General features: G+C 65.5%; 21 protein-coding genes and 1 tRNA gene. 13 read left to right on the top strand and 9 right to left on the bottom strand.

Translation table 11 applies throughout. The features are described from left to right. Positions 1-2: 2 nt before the first annotated feature. The gene (locus ACN0WF_RS13425; RefSeq protein ID WP_417773334.1) at positions 3-269 is read left to right on the top strand and encodes a hypothetical protein; all 267 of its coding nucleotides are present in this window, start codon (positions 3-5) and stop codon (positions 267-269) included. 30 nt (positions 270-299) lie between these two features. Here ACN0WF_RS13425 and ACN0WF_RS13420 read toward each other — a convergent pair whose 3' ends face one another. Both ACN0WF_RS13420 and ACN0WF_RS13415 read right to left on the bottom strand, forming a co-directional pair. Next, on the bottom strand, positions 300-743 hold the full coding sequence (locus tag ACN0WF_RS13420; protein ID WP_417427045.1) for a hypothetical protein: 444 nt from the start codon (positions 741-743) through the stop codon (positions 300-302). A gap of 31 nt (positions 744-774) precedes the next feature. Next, positions 775-864, bottom strand: a tRNA-Ser gene (locus ACN0WF_RS13415). Positions 865-1,430: 566 nt separating this feature from the next. On the opposite strand from ACN0WF_RS13415, the gene ACN0WF_RS13410 reads away from it, so the two are divergent. The 9 genes from ACN0WF_RS13410 to ACN0WF_RS13370 all read left to right on the top strand — a co-directional run bounded on the left by ACN0WF_RS13410 (position 1,431) and on the right by ACN0WF_RS13370 (position 10,348). Next, the gene (locus ACN0WF_RS13410) at positions 1,431-1,874 is read left to right on the top strand and encodes a hypothetical protein (RefSeq protein WP_417773333.1); all 444 of its coding nucleotides are present in this window, start codon (positions 1,431-1,433) and stop codon (positions 1,872-1,874) included. 531 nt (positions 1,875-2,405) lie between these two features. Continuing rightward, complete coding sequence (locus ACN0WF_RS13405; RefSeq protein ID WP_417773332.1) at positions 2,406-3,434, top strand: septal ring lytic transglycosylase RlpA family protein; 1,029 nt, start codon at positions 2,406-2,408, stop codon at positions 3,432-3,434. 129 nt (positions 3,435-3,563) lie between these two features. Beyond that, positions 3,564-4,727: a D-alanyl-D-alanine carboxypeptidase family protein gene (locus ACN0WF_RS13400; protein WP_417773331.1), complete on the top strand. Its 1,164-nt coding sequence runs from the start codon at positions 3,564-3,566 to the stop codon at positions 4,725-4,727. Then, positions 4,717-5,487 (top strand): dTMP kinase, encoded by a 771-nt coding sequence (tmk, locus tag ACN0WF_RS13395; protein ID WP_417773330.1) that lies wholly within the window; start codon positions 4,717-4,719, stop codon positions 5,485-5,487. The genes ACN0WF_RS13400 and tmk overlap by 11 nt, the downstream gene beginning before the upstream one ends. Then, positions 5,484-6,557 carry a DNA polymerase III subunit delta' gene (locus tag ACN0WF_RS13390; protein WP_417773329.1) on the top strand — a complete coding sequence of 358 codons (1,074 nt, stop codon included), beginning with the start codon at positions 5,484-5,486 and terminating at the stop codon, positions 6,555-6,557. Before tmk ends, ACN0WF_RS13390 begins: the two co-directional genes overlap by 4 nt. Positions 6,558-6,619: 62 nt before the next feature. After that, a complete protein-coding gene (metG, locus tag ACN0WF_RS13385) occupies positions 6,620-8,185 on the top strand; it encodes a methionine--tRNA ligase (RefSeq protein WP_417773328.1) in 1,566 nt (521 codons plus the stop codon). Then, positions 8,185-8,973 (top strand): TatD family hydrolase, encoded by a 789-nt coding sequence (locus ACN0WF_RS13380; protein WP_417773327.1) that lies wholly within the window; start codon positions 8,185-8,187, stop codon positions 8,971-8,973. Before metG ends, ACN0WF_RS13380 begins: the two co-directional genes overlap by 1 nt. Further along, a complete protein-coding gene (locus ACN0WF_RS13375; RefSeq protein WP_417773326.1) occupies positions 8,970-9,791 on the top strand; it encodes an MBL fold metallo-hydrolase in 822 nt (273 codons plus the stop codon). Before ACN0WF_RS13380 ends, ACN0WF_RS13375 begins: the two co-directional genes overlap by 4 nt. Before the next feature lie 2 nt (positions 9,792-9,793). Next, on the top strand, positions 9,794-10,348 hold the full coding sequence (locus ACN0WF_RS13370; protein ID WP_417773325.1) for a regulatory protein RecX: 555 nt from the start codon (positions 9,794-9,796) through the stop codon (positions 10,346-10,348). Between the two features lie 35 nt (positions 10,349-10,383). Here ACN0WF_RS13370 and ACN0WF_RS13365 read toward each other — a convergent pair whose 3' ends face one another. Continuing rightward, entirely contained in the window at positions 10,384-10,692 is a 309-nt protein-coding gene (locus tag ACN0WF_RS13365) for a Dabb family protein (protein WP_417773324.1), read from the bottom strand. Positions 10,693-10,746: 54 nt separating this feature from the next. On the opposite strand from ACN0WF_RS13365, the gene ACN0WF_RS13360 reads away from it, so the two are divergent. Both ACN0WF_RS13360 and ACN0WF_RS13355 read left to right on the top strand, forming a co-directional pair. Then, the gene (locus tag ACN0WF_RS13360) at positions 10,747-11,799 is read left to right on the top strand and encodes a hypothetical protein (protein WP_417773323.1); all 1,053 of its coding nucleotides are present in this window, start codon (positions 10,747-10,749) and stop codon (positions 11,797-11,799) included. Between the two features lie 4 nt (positions 11,800-11,803). Continuing rightward, entirely contained in the window at positions 11,804-12,064 is a 261-nt protein-coding gene (locus ACN0WF_RS13355; RefSeq protein ID WP_417773322.1) for a hypothetical protein, read from the top strand. 308 nt (positions 12,065-12,372) lie between these two features. Here ACN0WF_RS13355 and ACN0WF_RS13350 read toward each other — a convergent pair whose 3' ends face one another. Beyond that, the gene (locus tag ACN0WF_RS13350) at positions 12,373-13,071 is read right to left on the bottom strand and encodes a chloramphenicol phosphotransferase CPT family protein (protein ID WP_417773321.1); all 699 of its coding nucleotides are present in this window, start codon (positions 13,069-13,071) and stop codon (positions 12,373-12,375) included. Here ACN0WF_RS13350 and ACN0WF_RS13345 point away from each other — a divergent pair. Beyond that, entirely contained in the window at positions 13,058-13,756 is a 699-nt protein-coding gene (locus tag ACN0WF_RS13345) for an alpha/beta fold hydrolase (RefSeq protein WP_417773320.1), read from the top strand. The two genes, ACN0WF_RS13350 and ACN0WF_RS13345, sit on opposite strands and share 14 nt — an antisense overlap. A 6-nt stretch (positions 13,757-13,762) precedes the next feature. Here the strand turns inward: ACN0WF_RS13345 and ACN0WF_RS13340 are convergent, their stop codons facing one another. The 5 genes from ACN0WF_RS13340 to ACN0WF_RS13320 all read right to left on the bottom strand — a co-directional run bounded on the left by ACN0WF_RS13340 (position 13,763) and on the right by ACN0WF_RS13320 (position 19,240). After that, a complete protein-coding gene (locus tag ACN0WF_RS13340) occupies positions 13,763-14,215 on the bottom strand; it encodes a GNAT family N-acetyltransferase (protein ID WP_417773319.1) in 453 nt (150 codons plus the stop codon). A 274-nt stretch (positions 14,216-14,489) separates the two neighbouring features. Beyond that, entirely contained in the window at positions 14,490-15,557 is a 1,068-nt protein-coding gene (locus ACN0WF_RS13335; RefSeq protein ID WP_417773318.1) for a BMP family ABC transporter substrate-binding protein, read from the bottom strand. 108 nt (positions 15,558-15,665) lie between these two features. After that, a complete protein-coding gene (locus tag ACN0WF_RS13330) occupies positions 15,666-16,586 on the bottom strand; it encodes an ABC transporter permease (protein ID WP_417773317.1) in 921 nt (306 codons plus the stop codon). A 1-nt stretch (position 16,587) separates the two neighbouring features. Further along, positions 16,588-17,667 (bottom strand): ABC transporter permease, encoded by a 1,080-nt coding sequence (locus tag ACN0WF_RS13325; RefSeq protein ID WP_417773316.1) that lies wholly within the window; start codon positions 17,665-17,667, stop codon positions 16,588-16,590. Next, positions 17,657-19,240: an ABC transporter ATP-binding protein gene (locus tag ACN0WF_RS13320; protein ID WP_417773315.1), complete on the bottom strand. Its 1,584-nt coding sequence runs from the start codon at positions 19,238-19,240 to the stop codon at positions 17,657-17,659. Before ACN0WF_RS13320 ends, ACN0WF_RS13325 begins: the two co-directional genes overlap by 11 nt. Between the last annotated feature and the right edge of the window lie 8 nt (positions 19,241-19,248).

Genomic DNA, 19,248 nt, shown 5'->3' with positions numbered 1-19,248 from the left:
CATTGTCGGTGCCGCGCTCACTTTTCGCACGAGTCCGCAAGCTGGAAGAAGCACGCGCCCCGGTCATGTCCCCCATTGAGCAATGGTACGGCTCGTTTGGCAGCTTCGAGGACGAAACACGGGCGCAAGTCGAAGCCGGGGCGCTCGACCGTACCGATATGCTCGGCGAAACGGGCGAAGGCGGGGTTATCCGCGCGCTTCGTGCATGGCACGAGCAAGCCCTGTTCAGCATTTGGGAGCGCAACCGGGTCTGGGAGCGCTCGCGATGACCTCGCTGCTCGCGGTTAGGAGAGGACATCCTAAAACGGATAGATTCGCCTTCGTACGGGTTTGCGACCAGCAAAGTGCAGTTTGACGTACAATGATCGTCCGTTAAGCCGCTTGTGCGAGGTTGAGAAGTATTCCTCGTTTGCGAAGGTCAACGAATACGACGATGCCTTTTCAATTGTCGTGTCGCCAGCATCGAAATCCCTGTCAGCAGCTACTTCCCTTTGCGAGAAAGGCCAGAAGCGCCGCGCGTAATAGATTTCCCAGTGGGTGAGGATGACGGCGTAGGGGGACAGGTTTCGAATATAGATAGTGTTTCCGATGTCGTAGGCGCTCGTAAAGCTGCCTGAGACATCAACCTTGAAGCGTCCCTGCCAAAGCTCCCAAACTTTGATAATTGCAAGCGACATCGAAAGGATGAAGCCCAGCCACGCAGGAATTGTTGCGTCAGGTAGATTTTCCAGCCAACCACCCATATCTATTTTTCCAAATACTATAAGCAGTTAGTGGCGGATGGGGTGGGATTCGAACCCACGGTACGGTTCCCCGCACGCTAGTTTTCAAGACTAGAGCCTTAAACCTCTCGGCCACCCATCCATTTCGCCCAACGGCTAGTATTGCGCTATACCACAACACCCCGCGAGACCAAGACCCAACGCAAGCGATTGGGTTTATTCACTGTTTACGTTCAGCCAGCAGCAGCGGCACAAGTTTTCAAGACCGCTGCCTTAAACCACTCGGCCACCCCTCCGTTGGGCTTCGTTTCGCGCCGCTGCGGATGAATGTCAAGACCGGAGCCTTCGCATCGGGCACGTCGTTGCGGGCGGTGCGGGGAGGGGGAAAAGAAAAACCGCCGATCCGGAAGGTCGAGGCAGGGACCGGATCGGCGGTTGCGCCGTCTGGCGGCGTTGGGCGCGGGGGCACGCGCCACGGGTTTGAAACTAGGCCGTGCACCGGCCCGGCGATGTGACACGCATCACACAACCGCCGATGACGGAAAAATCTCAATTCGCTCAACGATCCGCCCCGCGCCCTGACGACCGCGCCGAAGGTTGGCTGATCCGCGCGCACCGCCGGCCCGTAGGAAGGACTTGAGGGGGCAAGCGCCGTTGCTTCGCGTCGTTCGGCGTGAAGGTCCCGGCCGCAGTCCGTAGGAGGTGAAGATGACGCCATATGCTGGAAAGACAGTCCGTGACGGGCGTGCGCGCACGGCTGCAGCGATTGCCGTGCTGGCCGCTGCGCTGCTGGCCGGGGCAGGGGGCGGCATCGCGCCGGCCCAGGCGCGCGCGCAGCTTTCGGAACGCGAGATCCTGAAAACGGTCGCCGGCAAGCGCATCTATCTGAAGACCCCGCTCGGCGGCGAGTTCCCGCTCTATTACCGGGCCGACGGACGCGTCGACGGCTCCGGCGATGCGGTCGGGCTCGGCCGCTTCATGCAGCCCAAGGACGAGGGGCGCTGGTGGGTGAAGGGCAACCGTCTCTGCCAGAAGTGGCAGACCTGGTACGACGGCAAGCGATTCTGCTTCACGCTGTCGAAAGGCGAGGGGGCTTCGCTCTACTGGATGCGAGACGATGGTCTCGAGGGGCGCGCGCGCATCGGTCGATGAGGGCATCGCGGCCCGCAGACCCGGCGGGCTGCATGAAAAGTGCGACCTCCTTGCGACACCTGCGAAAAATCGGGCATGGAGTGGGGACAAGTTGCCATATTTAAACCGTTTGCCGTCGACCCTTCGTTCACCTTGAGGTAAGAGACGCCGTGTTACTTGTGTTGCGATGCGCCATTGGGGGGCGGCATCGCAGGAAACATGAGTCCGACCGGTACGCTGCGGCGCGAGGCGGAAGAATCAATGGGCGAGGGTCTCGCCAGGTTTTCCGTGGTCGCGCTTTCCCGTCCGAATGGATGTGGCAGGCGATCCGAAGAAGCAGGTGCACTCGCGCCGGTTTTCGGGGTCCCCAGGCAGTTTGCCGGTTCAAGTATCGAGTAGGGCGGCATCATGACGATCTGCAAGGCCCCGGCGACCCAGCGCCGGAACTTGACGAACGACCCCACGACCGATCGGGCCCCGGAGTTTTCCGGCCTCGGATCGCTCTCTCATTCTTCATCCCCGGAGACGCGTGGAAGTTCCGCCCGGCGCCTGATGACGGCTGCCGCGCTTTCCACGTTGTGCATCGCGCTCGCGGCGTGCGGCAGCGCGCCGGGCAAGAAGGTGAAGTTCTCGGAAGAGAAATACGGCGTCGCGGCGAGCCCGCGCATGGTCAAGGACGGCAAGCCCGTGCCCAAGGGCGGCGGCCGCTACATGGTCGGCAAGCCCTACAAGGTTGCCGGCAAGTGGTACAAGCCGAAGGAAGACCCCAATTACACGTCGGTCGGTTATGCGTCCTGGTACGGGCCGACCTTCCACGGCCGAAAGACAGCCAATGGCGAGATCTTCGACCGCAATGCGCTGACGGCGGCGCACACGACGATGCCGCTTCCTTCCTATGCGCGTGTCACCAACGTGAAGAACGGCCGCTCGATGATCGTGCGTGTCAACGATCGCGGCCCCTTCCACGGCAATCGCACCATCGACCTGTCCGAGCGCGTGGCAACCATGCTCGATTTCAAGGGCAAGGGCGTCGCCAAGGTCAAGGTCGAGTATGTCGGCCGGGCGCGTCTCGACGGCAAGGATCAGGATTTCCTGATGGCCTCCTACAGCGGACCGGGTGCCGTCTCGCCGGGCGCGACCATGCCGGGCACCCAGCTGGCGCAGGCAACGCCTCCCGCACCGGTCTCCGCCGGCCCCGCACCGGTTCCGCGCACGCGCCCCTATCAGGCGCTGCTTGCCTCCAGCCAGGATTTCGGCCGCACGGTCACCGCCGCCTTCGATCCGGCCGATGCCTTCGACGCCGGTCCGGCCGCGGTTCAGGTTGCCTCGCTCAACGGCGGCTTCTCGGCACCGGTCGAGCAGACGGCGGACGAGGTTCCCGCGCTTGGCTACAAGTCCGAGCCGGCGGTTCGTTATCAGCCGACGGGACGTTTGGCTCCGGTCGGCAATCCCGCGGGTGCTTTCCGGCCCGGTTCGGCGGTCTCCTCCTACATGGCCGCCTCGCGCATCGCCGGGGCCTATGCCGCCTTCGAGAACATCGGCGGCGGCCGTCCGCTCGGCGACATGGCCAAAACGCGGTAGGCGCGACCAGACGAAGCCGTTATGTTCGACGTCCCGGCCCGATGGTCCGGGACGTCTTTTTTTGCGATGGGACTTTTCATGCGATCGCGATGGTTTGACGCGAGATGCGCGCGCCCCCGAGCGAGGCGGATGCTGTTCGCGGCAGCCGCATGCCTCGCGCTTCTCGGCGCTCCGGCGTTCGCCCAGGGCACGCAAGGCAAGGGCGCGGACGATGATGCGACGGCATCGCTGCTCCTCGACCTGAGCACGGGCACGCTCCTTTCCAGCACCAATGCGACGGTGAGCTATGCGCCTGGCTCCACGGCGAAGCTCGTCACCGCCGCCGTCGCCTTCGATGCGTTGAAGGACGGCGACATCGATCTTGCGACCAAATTCAAGGTGAGCGAGCACGCCTGGCGCACGGGTGGCGCGCCGGCCCGTGTCACGACGATGTTCGCCGCACTCAACAGTGAGGTGTCGGTCGAGGATCTGCTCAAGGGGCTGATCGTGCAAAGCGCCAATGACGCCGCCATCGTGCTGGCGGAAGGGCTGGCCGGCAGCGAGGAGGCTTTCGCCGCGCGCATGAACGCCTTTGCCGAGCGTATCGGCATGACCCAAAGCCACTTCAGCGGGCCGACCGGCCATGTCGACGCTTCGGCGCACACGACGGCCCGCGACATGGCGCGTCTTGCGTCCTATCTTCTCGAGCGCCACCCGGACCGCCTGCCGCTCTTTTCCCTGCCCGACTTCACGTGGAACGGAATTTTCCAGCGCAACAAGAACCCGCTGATCGGCGCCATCGCCGATCTCGACGGCTTCATCGCCGGCCAGAGCGCGCGCGCCGGATACAATGCCGTCGGCACCATGGAGCGCAAGGGCCGACGGCTGGTCGGCATCGTCGCGGGCCAGCGCGAGCCGGATGCACTGGAAAAGGCGCTGGCCGATCTCTTCGACAGTCTCGAGCGGGACTATGAGGAAGTGGTTCTCTACGGCGCGGACGAGGTCATCGCCGAGGCCCGCGTCTTTGGCGGCACGCTGTCCTCGACCGCGCTTGAAAGCCGCGAGCCGGTCCAGCTCCTGCTGCCGCGCGGCGACAAGCGCGACTACCGGCTGCGCGTGGTCTATTCCGGCCCGTTGCAGGCCCCCGTGGCCAAGGGCCAGGAGGTCGGTGAACTGCGGGTCCTGCGCGATGGCACGATCGTCTACCGCGCCGGCCTGCACGCGCGCGATGCGGTGCCGGCCGGTACGGTGACCAGCCGCGCGACCGACGTGCTTCGCGAAACCCTGTTCGGATGGTGGCTCGATGGCGGATAGAAACGCAAGGCAGCAGGGTGACCCGCTCGGGCCGACCAGCGCCCACGAGACGCAAGGCTTGCCCGCGCGCGGCCGCTTTGTCACCTTCGAAGGCGGCGAGGGGGCTGGCAAGACGACGCAGATCACCCGCCTGAAGGCGCGCCTCCAGGTGCTCGGCATCGAGGCGGTCGTCACCCGCGAGCCCGGCGGCTCGCCATCGGCGGAGCTCATTCGCCGCCTGCTGCTGTCAGGCAAGGTCAAGCCGCTGGGAGCACAGATGGAGGCGGTGATGTTTGCCGCTGCCCGGGCCGACCATGTCGACACGACCATTCACCCGGCGCTGCAACGCGGCGACTGGGTGCTGTGCGACAGGTTTTCAGACTCCACCCGCGTCTACCAGGGCGAGGCCGGCGTCGATCCCGCCTTTCTCGACCGGCTGGAGCGCATCGCCGTCGCCGGCCACCGGCCCGATCTGACCGTGCTCGTCGACGTGCCGGCCGAGATCGGCCTCGCGCGGGTGTCGTCGCGCAGCGAGGGCGCGGGCGCGCAGACGCCGGACCGTTTCGAAACCGAGGCGGTGACGACCCACGAGCGCCGCCGGGCGCTGTTCCTGGAACTCGCCGAGGCCAACCCCGACCGCTTTGTCGTCGTCGACGGCGCGTTGCCGCCCGATGCGGTGGAAGCCGCCGTCTGGCAGGCGGTCTGCGCCCGCTTGCTTGGGGACGACCTACGCGTCGCCGCCGCGGCGGTGGTCGCGGCAAGCGGCGGTGACGCGCGATGAGCGATGCCTACGATCCGCTCGTCACCGAGGCAGACGCCATCGAGGGCGTGCCGCTGCCACGCGCGCAGGGGCGGCTGATCGGCCATGCCCGCGCCGAGCGCGAACTGCTTGAGGCCTACCGCTCCGGGCGGATGCACCACGCCTGGATCCTTGCCGGGCCCAAGGGCATCGGCAAGGCGACGCTCGCCTTCCGCTTCGCGCGGTTCGCGCTCGTTCATCCCGACGCTTCGGCGCCGGCCGTGAGGGAGGCCACGAACCTTGAGGTGCCTGAGACAAGCCCTGAGTTTCGCAAGATCGCATCCGGTGCTCACCCCGGCCTCTTGCACCTCAAGCGCCCCTATGATCCCAAACGCAAGTCGAAGGACAAGATCAAGCAGGACCTGACCGTCGACGAGATCCGCCGCACGGTGCCCTTCTTCGGATCGACCGGCAGCGAAGGCTCGTGGCGCATCTGTATCGTCGACGCCGCCGACGACATGAACGCCAATGCCGCCAACGCTCTTTTGAAGATCCTCGAGGAGCCGCCGCGCAACTCGCTTTTCTTCGTCATCGCCCATTCCCCGGGCCGCCTGCTGCCGACGATCCGTTCGCGCTGCCGCACGCTGCCGGTTCACGAGATGAGCGAGGCCGAGGTTGTCGAGGGGCTTGGCGCGCTTGGCGTCGCCGAGCCGGGATCGCGGCTTTCGCTGCGTGCGGCGGAGCTGGCACAGGGCAGCCTGCGCAAGGCGATCAAGCTTGCCGAGGGCGAGGCGATCGACATCGCCGACGGATTTTCCGCGTTGGTCGCGCGCCTGCCGCGTCTCGAGGTGGACGCCGCTCACACGTTCGCCGAAACGGTCGCGCGACCGGGCGCGGAGGACGGCTGGCAGCTTTTCCAGGACCTCGTCGCCGATCATCTCCATACGGGGCTGCGCGGCGGGGAGGGCGTGCCCCTTCAGCGCCTTGTCAGGCTGAGCGAGGTATGGGAAAAGACGAGCCGCGCCGCGCGCGAGGCAGAAGCCTTCAATCTCGACCGGAAGCAGGTTGTGCTGAACGCCCTTCGTGATCTTGCGGAGGCGGCACGGGACTGAAGCCCGACGCGTCCGAACCCGTCTCCGATCCCACCCCTTATGAGCGGAACCGCTTGCAGGCCATGACCGAACGCCCTTCCTTCTTCGTCTCGACCGCGATTTCCTACCCCAATGGCGTGCCCCACATCGGCCACGCCTATGAGGCAATCGCGACCGATGCCATCGCCCGCTTCCAGAGGCTGGACGGTCGCGACGTGTTCTTCCTCACGGGCACGGACGAGCACGGCCAGAAGATGCTGCAGACCGCGCGCAAGGAAGGCATTCCCGTCGCCGATCTGGCCGAGCGCAACGCCGCCCGGTTCCGCGCCATGGTCGAGATGCTCGGCTGCTCCAATGACGATTTCATCCGCACCAGCGAGCCGCGCCACCATGCCGCGTGCCAGGAGATCTGGCGTCGGATGGAAGCCAATGGCGACATCTACAAGGACAGCTATTCCGGCTGGTACTCGGTGCGCGACGAGGCCTACTACCAGGAAGGTGAGACGGAGCTGCGCGCCGATGGCGTGCGCTACGGACCTCAGGGATCGCCGGTCGAGTGGGTCGAGGAGGAGAGCTATTTCTTCCGCCTGTCGCAGTATCAGGACAAGCTGCTTGCCCATTACGAGGCGAACCCGGACTTCATCGGCCCGGACGAGCGCCGCAACGAGGTGGCCAGCTTCGTCAGGGGCGGGCTCAAGGACCTGTCGGTTTCGCGCACCACGTTCGATTGGGGCGTGCGCGTTCCCGGCGACGACCGGCACGTCATGTATGTGTGGGTCGACGCGCTCACAAACTATCTGACGGCAACCGGCTTTCCGGACGCGAGCGCCGAGCGGGCGCATTACTGGCCGGCAAACCTGCATGTGATCGGCAAGGACATCGTGCGCTTCCACGCGGTCTACTGGCCCGCTTTCCTGATGTCGGCCGGACTGCCGGTGCCGGGGCGCGTCTATGCCCATGGCTTCCTGTTCAACCGCGGCGAGAAGATGTCGAAGTCGGTTGGCAACGTCATCGACCCCTTCGCCCTCGTTGATCATTACGGCCTTGATTCCGTGCGGTATTTCTTCCTGCGCGAGGTTCCCTTCGGCCAGGATGGAAACTACAGCCACGACGCCATCGTCAACCGTATCAATGCCGACCTCGCCAATGATCTTGGAAACCTGGCGCAGCGCTCGCTGTCGATGATCGGCAAGAACTGCGAGGGCAGGCTGCCCGAGCCCGGCGCCTTCTCGGCCGAGGACGAGGCGATGCTTGCCCAGGCGGATGCGATGCTGGAGGCTGCCCGCCAGGCCATGTCGCGCCAGGCCATCCACCAGATGCTGGCAACCGTGTGGGCCTGCGTTGCCGAGGCCAACCGCTACTTCGCCGCCCAGGAGCCATGGGCACTGAAGAAGACGGACCCGCAGCGCATGGGCACGGTGCTCTATGTGACGGCCGAGGTGATCCGCCAGGTGGCGATCCTCGCCCAGCCGGTGATCCCCACCAGCGCGGCGCGCCTGCTCGATCTTCTGGCGCTTGACGCCGCCGCGCGTGGCTTCGACAGCCTCGGCGCGGATGCGCGGCTCTCGCCCGGCACCATCCTGCCGAAGCCGGAGGGCGTCTTCCCGCGCTATGTCGAGGCGGAGAAGGCCGAGACGGGAGAGGCGTAATGCTCGTCGACAGCCATTGTCATCTTGATTTTCCGGATTTCGACGCGGAGCGCGACGAGATCGTCGCGCGCGCCGGGGCCGCCGGCGTCGGGCTGATGGTGACCATTTCGACGCGGGTCCGCCGCTTCGACCAGATCCGCGCCATCGCCGAACGCTACGACAACGTGTTCTGTTCCGTCGGCACCCATCCGCACAACGCGGGCGAGGAAACGGACGTGACCACGCAGGAGCTCGTCCGGCTGGCACAACATGAAAAGGTCGTTGCCATCGGCGAGGCCGGGCTCGACTATTTCTATGACAAGGCCCCGCGCGAAGCGCAGGCCGAGGGGCTTCGCCGGCACATCGCGGCTGCGCGCGAGACCGGTCTCCCCCTCGTGATCCATTCGCGCGATGCTGACGAGGACATGGCCCGGATCCTGACCGAGGAGACAGGGAAGGGGGCGTTTCCGGCCCTGCTGCACTGCTTTTCCTCCGGTCGGGAGCTGGCGCTGACGGGCATCGAACTCGGGCTTTACGTGTCCTTCTCGGGCATCGTGACCTTCAAGCGTTCGGACGAGCTCAGGGCCATCGCCGCCGAGCTTCCCGCCGACCGGCTGCTGGTGGAGACCGACGCGCCTTATCTCGCGCCGCAGCCGTGGCGCGGCAAGCGCAACGAGCCGGCCTATGTTGCGCACACCAACAAGGTGTTGGCGGAGGCGCGCGGCGTCAGCGAAGACGAGATGGCGCGCCAGACGACGGAGAATTTCTTCCGCCTGTTCTCCAAGGTGCCGCGGCAGGCCACTGCATGACGGAGACGGGCGAGCTTGAGTTCACCATCCTGGGCTGCGGATCGTCGGCGGGCGTGCCTCGCGTCGGCGGCCTCTGGGGCGATTGCGATCCGGCCGAGCCGAGGAACCGCCGGCGGCGCTGCGCCATGCTGGTGCGTCGTCACGGGCCCGGCGGCACCACGACCGTTCTGGTCGACGCCGGACCTGACCTGCGCGAGCAGCTCCTGTCCGCCGGCGTGACCGATATCGACGCGCTGCTGCTGACCCATCCCCATGCCGACCACCTGCATGGGATCGACGACGTCAGGCCGCTTGCGATTACCCATCGCCGGCTGATCCCCGTGTTCATGGATGTGCCGACGTCGAAGCGCGCGCACGAGCTGTTCGACTACGGGTTCCGCACGCCGCCGGGCTCCAGCTACCCGCCGATCCTCAAGGAACTGCGTATCCGTGACGGAAATGCCGGGACGGTCGACGGGGCGGGGGGGGCTATCCCCTTCCTGCCGATCGAGGTCAACCACGGCGATATCGACGCGCTCGGCTTCCGCTTTGGCGACGTCGCCTATCTTCCGGACGTAAAAGACATTCCCGAAACGGCGCTGGAACATTTCGCCGGGCTCGACATGTGGGTCCTCGATGCCCTGCGCCGCACGCCGCACCCCAGCCACTTCTCGCTGTCTGAGTCGCTCGAGTGGATCGCCCGGATGAAGCCGAAGCGGGCGATTGTCACCAACATGCACATCGACCTCGACTACCGGACGCTCGAGAAGGAGCTGCCGGAGCCGGTGGTGCCGGCCTTCGACGGCATGGTCTTCACCAGCCGGCTGCCGGCGGGCTGACCATGCGCAAGGCGAAACCGCCGAGCGAGGAGCGGTTGACCCGACAGGCGTTGCACTATCTCGACCGCTACGGCTCGAGCGTCGAGAACCTCCGCCGGGTCCTGACGCGCAAGCTGCGCCGCGCCACCGACGAGCTGGACCTCGATCCGGCTGACTATTCCGAGATGATCGACAAGGTCGTCGAGCGCTGCCGCACCGCCGGCCTGGTCAACGACACCGCCTTTGCCGAGGCGAAGATCGCCTCCGAAAGGCGCCGTGGCCGTTCGGCCCGGCGGATCGGCATGACGCTTCAGGCGAAGGGGATAGACCCGGATCTGGCGCAGGCCATGCTCAACGATGAGGACGCCGCCACCGAACTGCGCGCGGCGATGACGGCGGCGCGCAAGCGCCGGTTCGGCCCCTGGCGAAAGGGCGATGTCGATCCCGACATCCTGCGTCGCGAGATCGCCGTGCTCGCCCGCCAGGGCTTCCAGATCCGCCTCATCCGGCGCATCGTCGAGGCCGATGGCGTCGAGAGCCTCGAAGCCTGGCTTGAAGAGACAATTTCAGAACAATAATTCGAAATTTCGTGCGCGAAATTGTCCAGATTGTCCTAATCGGCGGGCGTTTCGGCCTCCGAAAGGAAGTCGGCGGCGATGCGCATGTCGCGCAGCGGGCGCACCACGTCGATGGACTGGCGATAGAGCGGATGCGCCTTGTAGGCGGCAAGCTGTTCCTCGTCGCGGAACTCGCCATAGACGATGAAATCGGGACCTCGCGGACTGATCGGATCCGTGTCGAAGTTGCGACCGATCTCGAAGAACGCGCAGTGCGGAATGCCGTTCAGGAGACTGAGTCCCTGAAAGACGGCCTCCCGGTCCTCGGGACGCCGCGCGGTGAAGAAGACGATGTGGCGGATCACGGAGCGAAACCTGGTTGGGGGACAGGAGAGGGCGGATGAAAGGGGAGCCACCCTTTGACGATCGAGCCGAACAATAAGAGAATTGCGATATATTTCAAGTCGTTATATCAAAGAGAATACCAAATCGGGCCCCGCGCCTGGCGCGTTGCGCCTTGTCTGCTCTCCCGGCTGCGGCTAGGTTTGGTGGCCTGTTCGGTTGTTGGGGGCAACATGAATTTCTTCACCCGCATTGTTGCGCACGGCGCGATTTGCGCCGGGGTTCTGGCGGTTTTCGCGCCGCCGGTCATCGCCGCCACGGCGGATCCCGTTGTCGACAGCGAGCGCAAGGAGCTTTCCGGGTTTTGCGACGAGATGAAATTCCTCGACGGCTTTGCCCGCGAGGTTGACGCCAATGGCGACGGGCTTGCGGATATCGCGGTCGACTACAGCCAGCTCTCGTGCAACGGCACGCAGATGATGTTCTGCGGATCGGGCGGCTGCACGCAGAGGATATATGTTCAGCGCGCTGGCGGGGATTTCATCCGCGTAGCCGAGTTTCTTGCCTACAAATTCGAGTTCGACCGCCCGCAAGACGCCAGCTTCCTGGCCGTTATGCACGGCGGGGCCTGTAATCGTGCGGGAGCCCAAACCTGCGTGAAACGCTATGCGATTGCCGGGAACAGGGTCGCCGAGCTTGTGCCACTGCCGGTCGGCCGCTGGGTCTACCGAGCGGCGCCGGAGCCGGCCGTCTTGCTCGACAACGGCAAAGGCAGCACGCTCCGGATCGCCTGCGACGGCGCTTCCTTGCGCTTGCATTACGTGCCGCACTGGCTGCGCGAGGCCGACGGAACGGTGAGCCGCGAGGTCGCGGACCGGCAGAAGGACAAGGGCGCAATCGCTGCCCAGGTCGATGCGGGCGGCCGCGAAACGGAGATCCGTTTCCGCATCGATGAGACCGCAAGGGAACTTGTTTCCGAGCTTGTGCCCGTTGACGGCGATCTCGTGGCCGACATGAAGCGTGGCCGTGCCATCGTCTTTCACCATGGCGACTCGCTCGAGCACGAGATGTCCTACACGCTCAAGGGCTCGTCGAAGGCGCTCGGCCAGCTCCAAAAGGCCTGTCGGTAGTGCCTTGAGACGGCTGGGGAAACGCGACATTCCGCTCGCAGGCGCTCTGGTGCTGCCCCTGGCTCTTGCCGGACTTTGCGGATTTGCGTTCCACGAGCGCTACTGGAAATGGCGCTTGTGCTTCAACGCCGAAGGCCGCTGCTACGACCCTGTCGAGGGCGTCATGCTCGAGCAGGCCGGACCGATCTGGGGTGGACTGGCGGTCGCTTTTCTCATGCTCGCAGTTGGGCTCGCTGTCGTGCTTTCAAGGCGCAAACAGCCCTGAGCGCCGCCGACAAACCACGCCGGAAACACACCGCATCCGGCCATATCGTTGTTTCCGCATGTCTATTTTTATTCCATAATATATCTTATGCGAATTAGATATGTGGGAGTGGATGGCGGCTCGGTATATGTCTGCCGGCTGGACAGTGACGTCCTCGCCTCTTGCCTCTCGATACGCCGGTCGGATGCGTCGACCCGTGACAAGCTTGCAGGTCGAGCCGGCTGCATCCTCAGACGGCTTGAGCACGCGCGCCATGAGGTCAGCATCGACGGCGCGAGATCTCCGCCGGTATGAAAACGCCGCCGGGTTCAGGTGTCGGACCGCGTGAAGCTCGACGAGCGATGACCGCGTCGCCAATGCGCCAGGAGTTTTTCGACGTTGGCGGTCGTCCCGTCCAGCGCGTCCAGTTCAAGGTCGTAGGTCTTGCCGACATGAATGATCTCGTAGTCGCGCCTGGCACTGCCTATCGGCCTGTCGCCCCGCGCGGCCTCCCGCTCGATCAGAAGCTCAAGCGGACAATGCACCGCGACGAAAAACACATCATGATGCGCCAACAGGCCCGCGAGCGTTTCCATCCAGCCGTCGGTGTCCAGAATATGCTCGAGGATCAGATTGTTGCCGGCGTCTGCATAGGCGCGAAGCGAGGCGTGAAAGCCGCCGAAGAAAGCCTCGCGGGCGTCGGTCCACCGGAACTCTCCGCTTTTGAAACGCTTTAGCGGAAGCACGCCGGAATCCCGCAGATGATCTATCGAGATATGCCAGAAAGGTTGCTCGATACGGTCCTGGAGTGCTTTGGCAATGGTGGACTTTCCGCTGCTCGATGCTCCGTGGAGGAAAATAACATGTGCCATCTCGTGTCCGATTGTTCGCGGTTCTGGTCTCAACTCCCTGAAGCAGAAAACCTTGTGATATGAATGTGTTGTGACATCATCCCGCTTTTCCCTCTTTGCAGAAACGCGCCTGTCCTCTAGGGATGACGCCATGGCAAGCGGCATGAGAATTGTCATTCTGCCCGGCCTCGACGGCACGGGCCTTTTGCTGAGGCCCTTCGTAGGTGCGCTGAAGGCGCTGAACTACGACGTCGACATCATCACCTATCCGCCCGATGAGATGCTCGGATACGAGGCCCTGCTCGGCCATGTGCGGCAGCGCTTGCCATCGCAGGACTTTCTGCTCGTCGGGGAATCCTTCTCCGGGCCGCTGGCAATCCGTCTGGCGCGCGAAGGCCATCCCTTTCTCCGGGCCGTCGTTCTCGGCGCCTCCTTCGCGCGACTGGATCTGCCGTTCAAGACTGTCGTCGCGACGCTGGTCGACCTCGTTCCCGCCCGCGCGGTGCCGCTTGCCCTTTTGAACGCGCTGTTGCTGAACGGACGGGCAAGCGACGCCGAGCGGGTTCTGCTGGGAGAGGTCCTGCGTTCGGTCGATCCGAAGGTGCTGGCGCTGCGGGCGAAGGAGGCCTTGCGGGTCGACGCTGCGACCGGCGACCGCCGGCTGGCACAGCCCCTGCTCTATCTGCGTGCGTCGCGCGACAGGCTGATGCGGGCTTCCGCCGCGAAAGCCGTTGCCGCCATTTCCAGCGACTTCACGCTGCGCGACATCCCCGCCCCGCACTTCCTGTTCCAGACCCGTCCGCTTGACTGCGCCGCGGCGCTCGCCGATTTCGACGCCTCGCGGCATCGCGCCGCCGGCTGAGTGGTTTCAGTCGGCGGCGCAATGCATGCGGAGGTTTTCCAGCGGTAGGCCGTTGTCGTCCCGCGGCCGGCGTCCGGTCTCGCGGAATCCGAGGTGCCTGTAGAAGGCGCAGGCGCCGGTGTTGAGCGCATAGACCTCGAGCGTCAGTTCCTTGCGCAACTGGAGCCCGTGTGCCATGAGCGCCCGGCCGATGCCCTGCCCCTGGCGGTGCGGATCGACGAACAGGCCGCCGACAAAGGTGCCAAGCAGCCCGAGGAAACCGACGGGTGCGCCGTCGATGCAGGCGACAAAGGTCTCGGCCTCGGGCAGATAGACCTCCTCGATCAGCTTGCGCTGTTCGCCGAGCAGGTCCTCGCCGAGAAACGGATGCGCGGCAAGTGAGGCCCGGTACCAGATGTCGGACAGAACGGCATTATCCGCAGCGGTGTAGGCGCGGATCTCAAGTGGTGTCGATGTCATGTGAAAATCCGGAATTCAAATCGAATGCGTGAAGGCAGCGTTCTCAGAAACGCTCCCTGGCTTGCCCCCCAGGGTTCTCGACTTGGCTTCAGCGCATGGATCTCCTTCGGGCCGTTCGTCCCGGCAACAGATAGTCGGGAGCCCGGCGCGCTGTCAATCACACAGGCGGCACCCCTGCCCCAACCCCTTGATCTGGCAAAGAAAAGGCCGCATCGGCGGTTGCGCCGACGCGGCCTGTCAGTCGTTCAGGCGCAAGGATGCGCGAGGGACCGGATCACTCCGGCAGCTTGTCGTCGATGCCCTTGACGTACCAGTTCATGCCGAGCAGCGCGCCGTCATCAAGCAAGATGCCCTCACCCACGGCTTCCTCGCCGTTCTGCTTGTAGATCGGGCCGGTGAACGGGTGCAGCTTGCCGGTGCGGATCTGCTCTTCCGTCTCGCTCGCCATCCTGACGAGATCGTCCGACATGTTGGTGAAGGGAGCGATGCCGACCATCTTGGCATCAAGGCCGCCCCAGATGTCCTCGCTCTTCCAGGTGCCGTCGAGAACGGCCTGGACGCGACGGGTGTAATAGGCGCTCCAGTCGTCGACAATGGCGGTGAGCTGCGCCTTCGGCGCGAACTTGATCATGTCGGAAGCCTGGCCAAAGCCGATGGCGCCACGCTCCTCGGCGACCTGCAGCGGAGCCGGGCTGTCGGTGTGCTGGGCCAGCACGTCCGCGCCCTGATCAAGCAGGGCCTTGGCGGCCTCGGCTTCCTTGCCCGGATCGTACCAGGAGTTCACCCACACGATCTTGACCTTGAAGTCCGGGTTCACGGACTGGGCGCCGAGCATGAAGGAGTTGATGCCGCGCACCACCTCGGGGATCGGCACGGAGGCGATGTAGCCGGCGGTGCCGGTCTTGGACATCTTCGCCGCGATCTGGCCGATGATATAGCGGCCCTCGTAGAAGCGGGCCGAATAGGTCGAGACATTGTCGGCGCGCTTGTAGCCGGTCGCGTGCTCGAACTTCACGTTCGGGAACTTCTTCGCCACCTTGAGCGTCGGGTTCATGAAACCGAACGAGGTGGTGAAGATGAGGCCGGCACCCTCGCGGGCGAGACGCTCGATGGCGCGCTCCGCGTCCGGGCCCTCGGAGACGTTTTCGATGTAGACCGTTTCGATCTTGTCGCCGAATTCCTTCTCGATGGCGAGGCGGCCCTGGTTGTGCTGGTAGGACCAGCCGTGATCGCCGATCGGCCCCACGTAGATGAAGCCGACCTTGAGCTTGTCGGCCGCCTGGGCACTGACGATGCCAAGGCCGAGCAAGGCCGCGGCTGCGACGCTGAGCAGTTTTTTCATATCTGTCTCCTGGTTCCCCTGTTAAGTCCGACTGCCGAAATAAGCGGGCGAGAAGTGCTGCGGACGGGCCTTCCGTCGGTGACGCCCTCGCCGCGCCGTCGTCGCGCGCTACCGGTCCGGAACGAACGGCCGGCCGAGACAGGCCGGGGTGTTCACCTTGGTCAGTACCCGGTTTCGCGAGATGATGACAAGCACCGCAATAGTCGCAAGATAGGGCAAGGCGGTGAGCAATTGAGACGGCACTGACACCCCGATCGCCTGGGCATGGAACTGCAGGATGCTGACCGCGGCGAAGAGATAGGCCCCGGCCAGAACCCTGAGCGGCCGCCATGTGGCGAAGACGACGAGCGCCAGCGCGATCCAGCCGCGCCCGGCGGTCATGCCCTCCACCCATTGCGGCGTATAGGCAAGCGACAGGTAGCCGCCGGCAAGCCCGGCGCAGGCGCCGCCGAAGAGCACCGCGCAGTAGCGCACCTTGCGCACGGAGACGCCGAGCGCATGGGCCGAGGCGTGGTTGTCGCCGACGGCGCGGATGACGAGGCCGGCGCGTGTGCGAAACAGCACCCACGCCACGACGGCGACAAGGGCGAGCGCCAGATAGACGACGACATCCTGGCCGAAGACGACACGCCCGATCACCGGAAGGTCGGTGAGGCCGGGAATGTGGATCGCCTCGAGGCGGACGCCCGGCTGGCCGACGAAGGCCTCGCCGATCATGCCCGAAAGCCCGAGGCCGAGGAGCGTCAGGGCAAGACCGGTGGCGACCTGGTTGGCGACCAGGTGAATGGTCAGGAAGCCGAAGAGCAACGACATGCCCATGCCGGCGAGAAGCGCGCAGAGGACGCCGACATAGGGTGATCCGGTGGCATGCGCGCCGGCGAAACCGACCACGGCGCCGACGATCATCATGCCCTCGACACCGAGGTTGAGGACGCCGGAACGCTCGACGACAAGCTCGCCGATGGCCGCCAGGAGCAGCGGCGTCGCCGCCGTCATGACCGTAAGCAGAATGGCTTCGAAAGCGCCCATGTCAGGCCCCCTTGCCCGGCGCCGACGGGCGGACGATGCGAATGCGGTAGAGGATCAGCGTGTCGCAGGCGAGCACGTAGAAGAGCAGCATTCCCTGGAAGACGCGGGCGGTCTTGTCGGAGATGCCAAGCCCGACCTGCGCCGCCTCGCCTCCCAGATAGGAGAGCGCCAGCAGGAACCCCGAGATCAGGATGCCGATCGGGTTGAGCCGCCCGAGGAAGGCGACAATGATCGCGGTGAAGCCGTATCCCGGCGAGATGATCGGCGTGAGCTGATTGATCGACCCGGACACCTCGCTGATGCCGGCAAGGCCGGCGAGGCCGCCCGAGAGCAGGAAGGCGAACCAGATCATGCGGCCCTGCGAGAAGCCGGCGAAGCGCCCTGCCCGCGGCGCCTGGCCAAGGACGCGGATCTCGAAGCCCTTCAGCGATTTGGCAAGCACCAGAGCCAGCGCGGCGACGGCGATCAACGCGAAGATCGCGCCCATGTGCATGCGCCCGTCGGACAGCGGCGGCAGTGTCGCCGCGTCGGTGAAAATGCGGCTTTCGGGAAAGTTGAAACCGTCCGGGTCGCGCCAGGGCCCGCGTACCAGCCAGTCGAGACCGAGCTGGGCGATATAGACCAGCATCAGGCTGACAAGGATCTCGTTGGTGCCGAAGCGGACCTTGAGGAAGGCCGGGATCGCCGCCCAGGCCATGCCGCCGGCGATGCCCATCAGCAGCATCAGCGGCAGTGTCAGCGCCGTCTCGAAGCCGGGAAAGAGGATCGGGATGAAGGAGCCGGCGACCGCGCCGGCGGTGAACTGCCCTTCCGCGCCGATGTTCCAGGTGTTGGACAGGAAGCAGACCGCCAGCCCGACGCCAATGAGGATGAGCGGCGTCGCCTTGACCACCAGTTCCTGCAGCGACCAGTAGGCGGTCAGCGGTTCGATGAAGAACATGTGCAGCGCGACGGCCGGGTTCTGCCCCAGCGCCGCGAACAGCACCGCGCCCGAGACGAGTGTCAGCGCGATGGCGAGCACCGGCGACATCAGCGCCATCAGGCGCGAATGCTCGGCCCGTTTTTCCAGTTCAAGCTGCATGCTGACCGTCCCCCGAAGCTTCCCCGGCGCCGCCCATCAGCAGTCCGATCCGTTCACGTGTCATCGCCTTCACGGGCTCGGCCGGTGAGAGCTGCCCCCGCGAGATCACGGCCACCCGGTCGGCAATCTCGAAGATCTCGTCCAGATCCTGGCTGATGACGAGCACCGCCGCCCCCTGGCGCGACAGGTCAATCAGCTCCTGGCGGATGAGCGCCGCCGCCCCCGCATCGACGCCCCACGTCGGCTGGTTGACGACCAGCAGGCCGGGTTTGCGGTCCAGCTCGCGGCCGATGACGAATTTCTGGAGATTGCCGCCCGACAGCGCGCGCGCCTCCGGGTCGTCGCGCGACATGCGCACGTCGTAATTGCCCTTGATGCGCTGTTCCATCTCGGCCGCCGCGTCAAGGCTGACGAAACCGCCGCGGGTCAGGCCGTCGCCGGTCGAATGCCGGGTCAGGACGAGGTTTTCCGACAGCTTCATGCCGGGAACGGCGCCATGACCGAGGCGCTCCTCCGGGACGAAGGCCGCGCCCGCCCGGCGGCGGCGGGTGATCCCCAGGCGACCGACGGGCGTGTCGTCGATGCGCACCATCTCCGCCTTCGCCGACACACGTTCACCCGAAACGAGGTCGAACAGCTCGCCCTGCCCGTTTCCGGCGATGCCGGCGATCGCCACCACCTCGCCGGCGCATACGTCGAGGGAGACATCCCGTAGCGCGACGCCGAACGGCCCTTCAGCCGGCGCATTCAAGCCCTCCAGCGCGAGCCGCGCCTGGCCGTCCGCGCTGGCCTCGCTGCGGGTCAGGTCGTGCAGGGCGGTTCCAACCATCAGCCGGGCGAGCGAGGAGGCGGTCTCGCGCGAGGGATCGCATTCCGCCACCACCTTGCCGTGGCGCATGATCGTTGCGTGATGGCAGATGCGCTGCACCTCTTCCAGCCGGTGCGAGATGTAGAGGATGGCGCAGCCCTCGCGCGTCAGGCGCTCGAGCGTCAGGAACAGCTGGTCGGCCTCCTGCGGGGTGAGCACGGAGGTCGGTTCGTCCATGATGATGAGGCGCGGCTGCTGCAGCAGGCAGCGCACGATCTCGATGCGCTGTCGCAAGCCCACCGGCAGGTCGGCGACCACCGCATCGGGTTCGAGCGCCAGGCCATAGTCGCGCGAGACGCGCGCGATGCGCTGCGAAAGCGCGCGCATCGACACCGAACCGGGCAGCGCCAGCGCGATGTTCTCGGCCACCGTCAGCGCCTCGAAGAGCGAGAAATGCTGGAACACCATGCCGATGCCGAGATCGCGCGCGGCTGCCGGCGAGGCGATGGAAACGGGTGCGCCCAGCCAGTCGAGTCGGCCGTCGTTGGGCTCGAGAGCGCCGTAGAGGATCTTGACGAGGGTTGATTTGCCGGCGCCGTTTTCCCCAAGAAGTGCGTGGATCTCGCCGGCCCGCAGGCTCAGCGACACGTCGTCATTGGCCAGGATGTCGCCGAATCGCTTCGTGACGCCATGCGCCTCCAGCAGTATCTCGCCGGTGCGACTGCGTGCGCCGCCGCTCCTGCCGCCATCGTCCGTGCCCGTCATCGTCCCCC

The sequence above is a fragment of the Stappia sp. genome, assembly GCF_048268045.1.
GTDB lineage: Bacteria > Pseudomonadota > Alphaproteobacteria > Rhizobiales > Stappiaceae > Stappia.
This window is presented reverse-complemented; position numbering and strand designations above follow the sequence as displayed.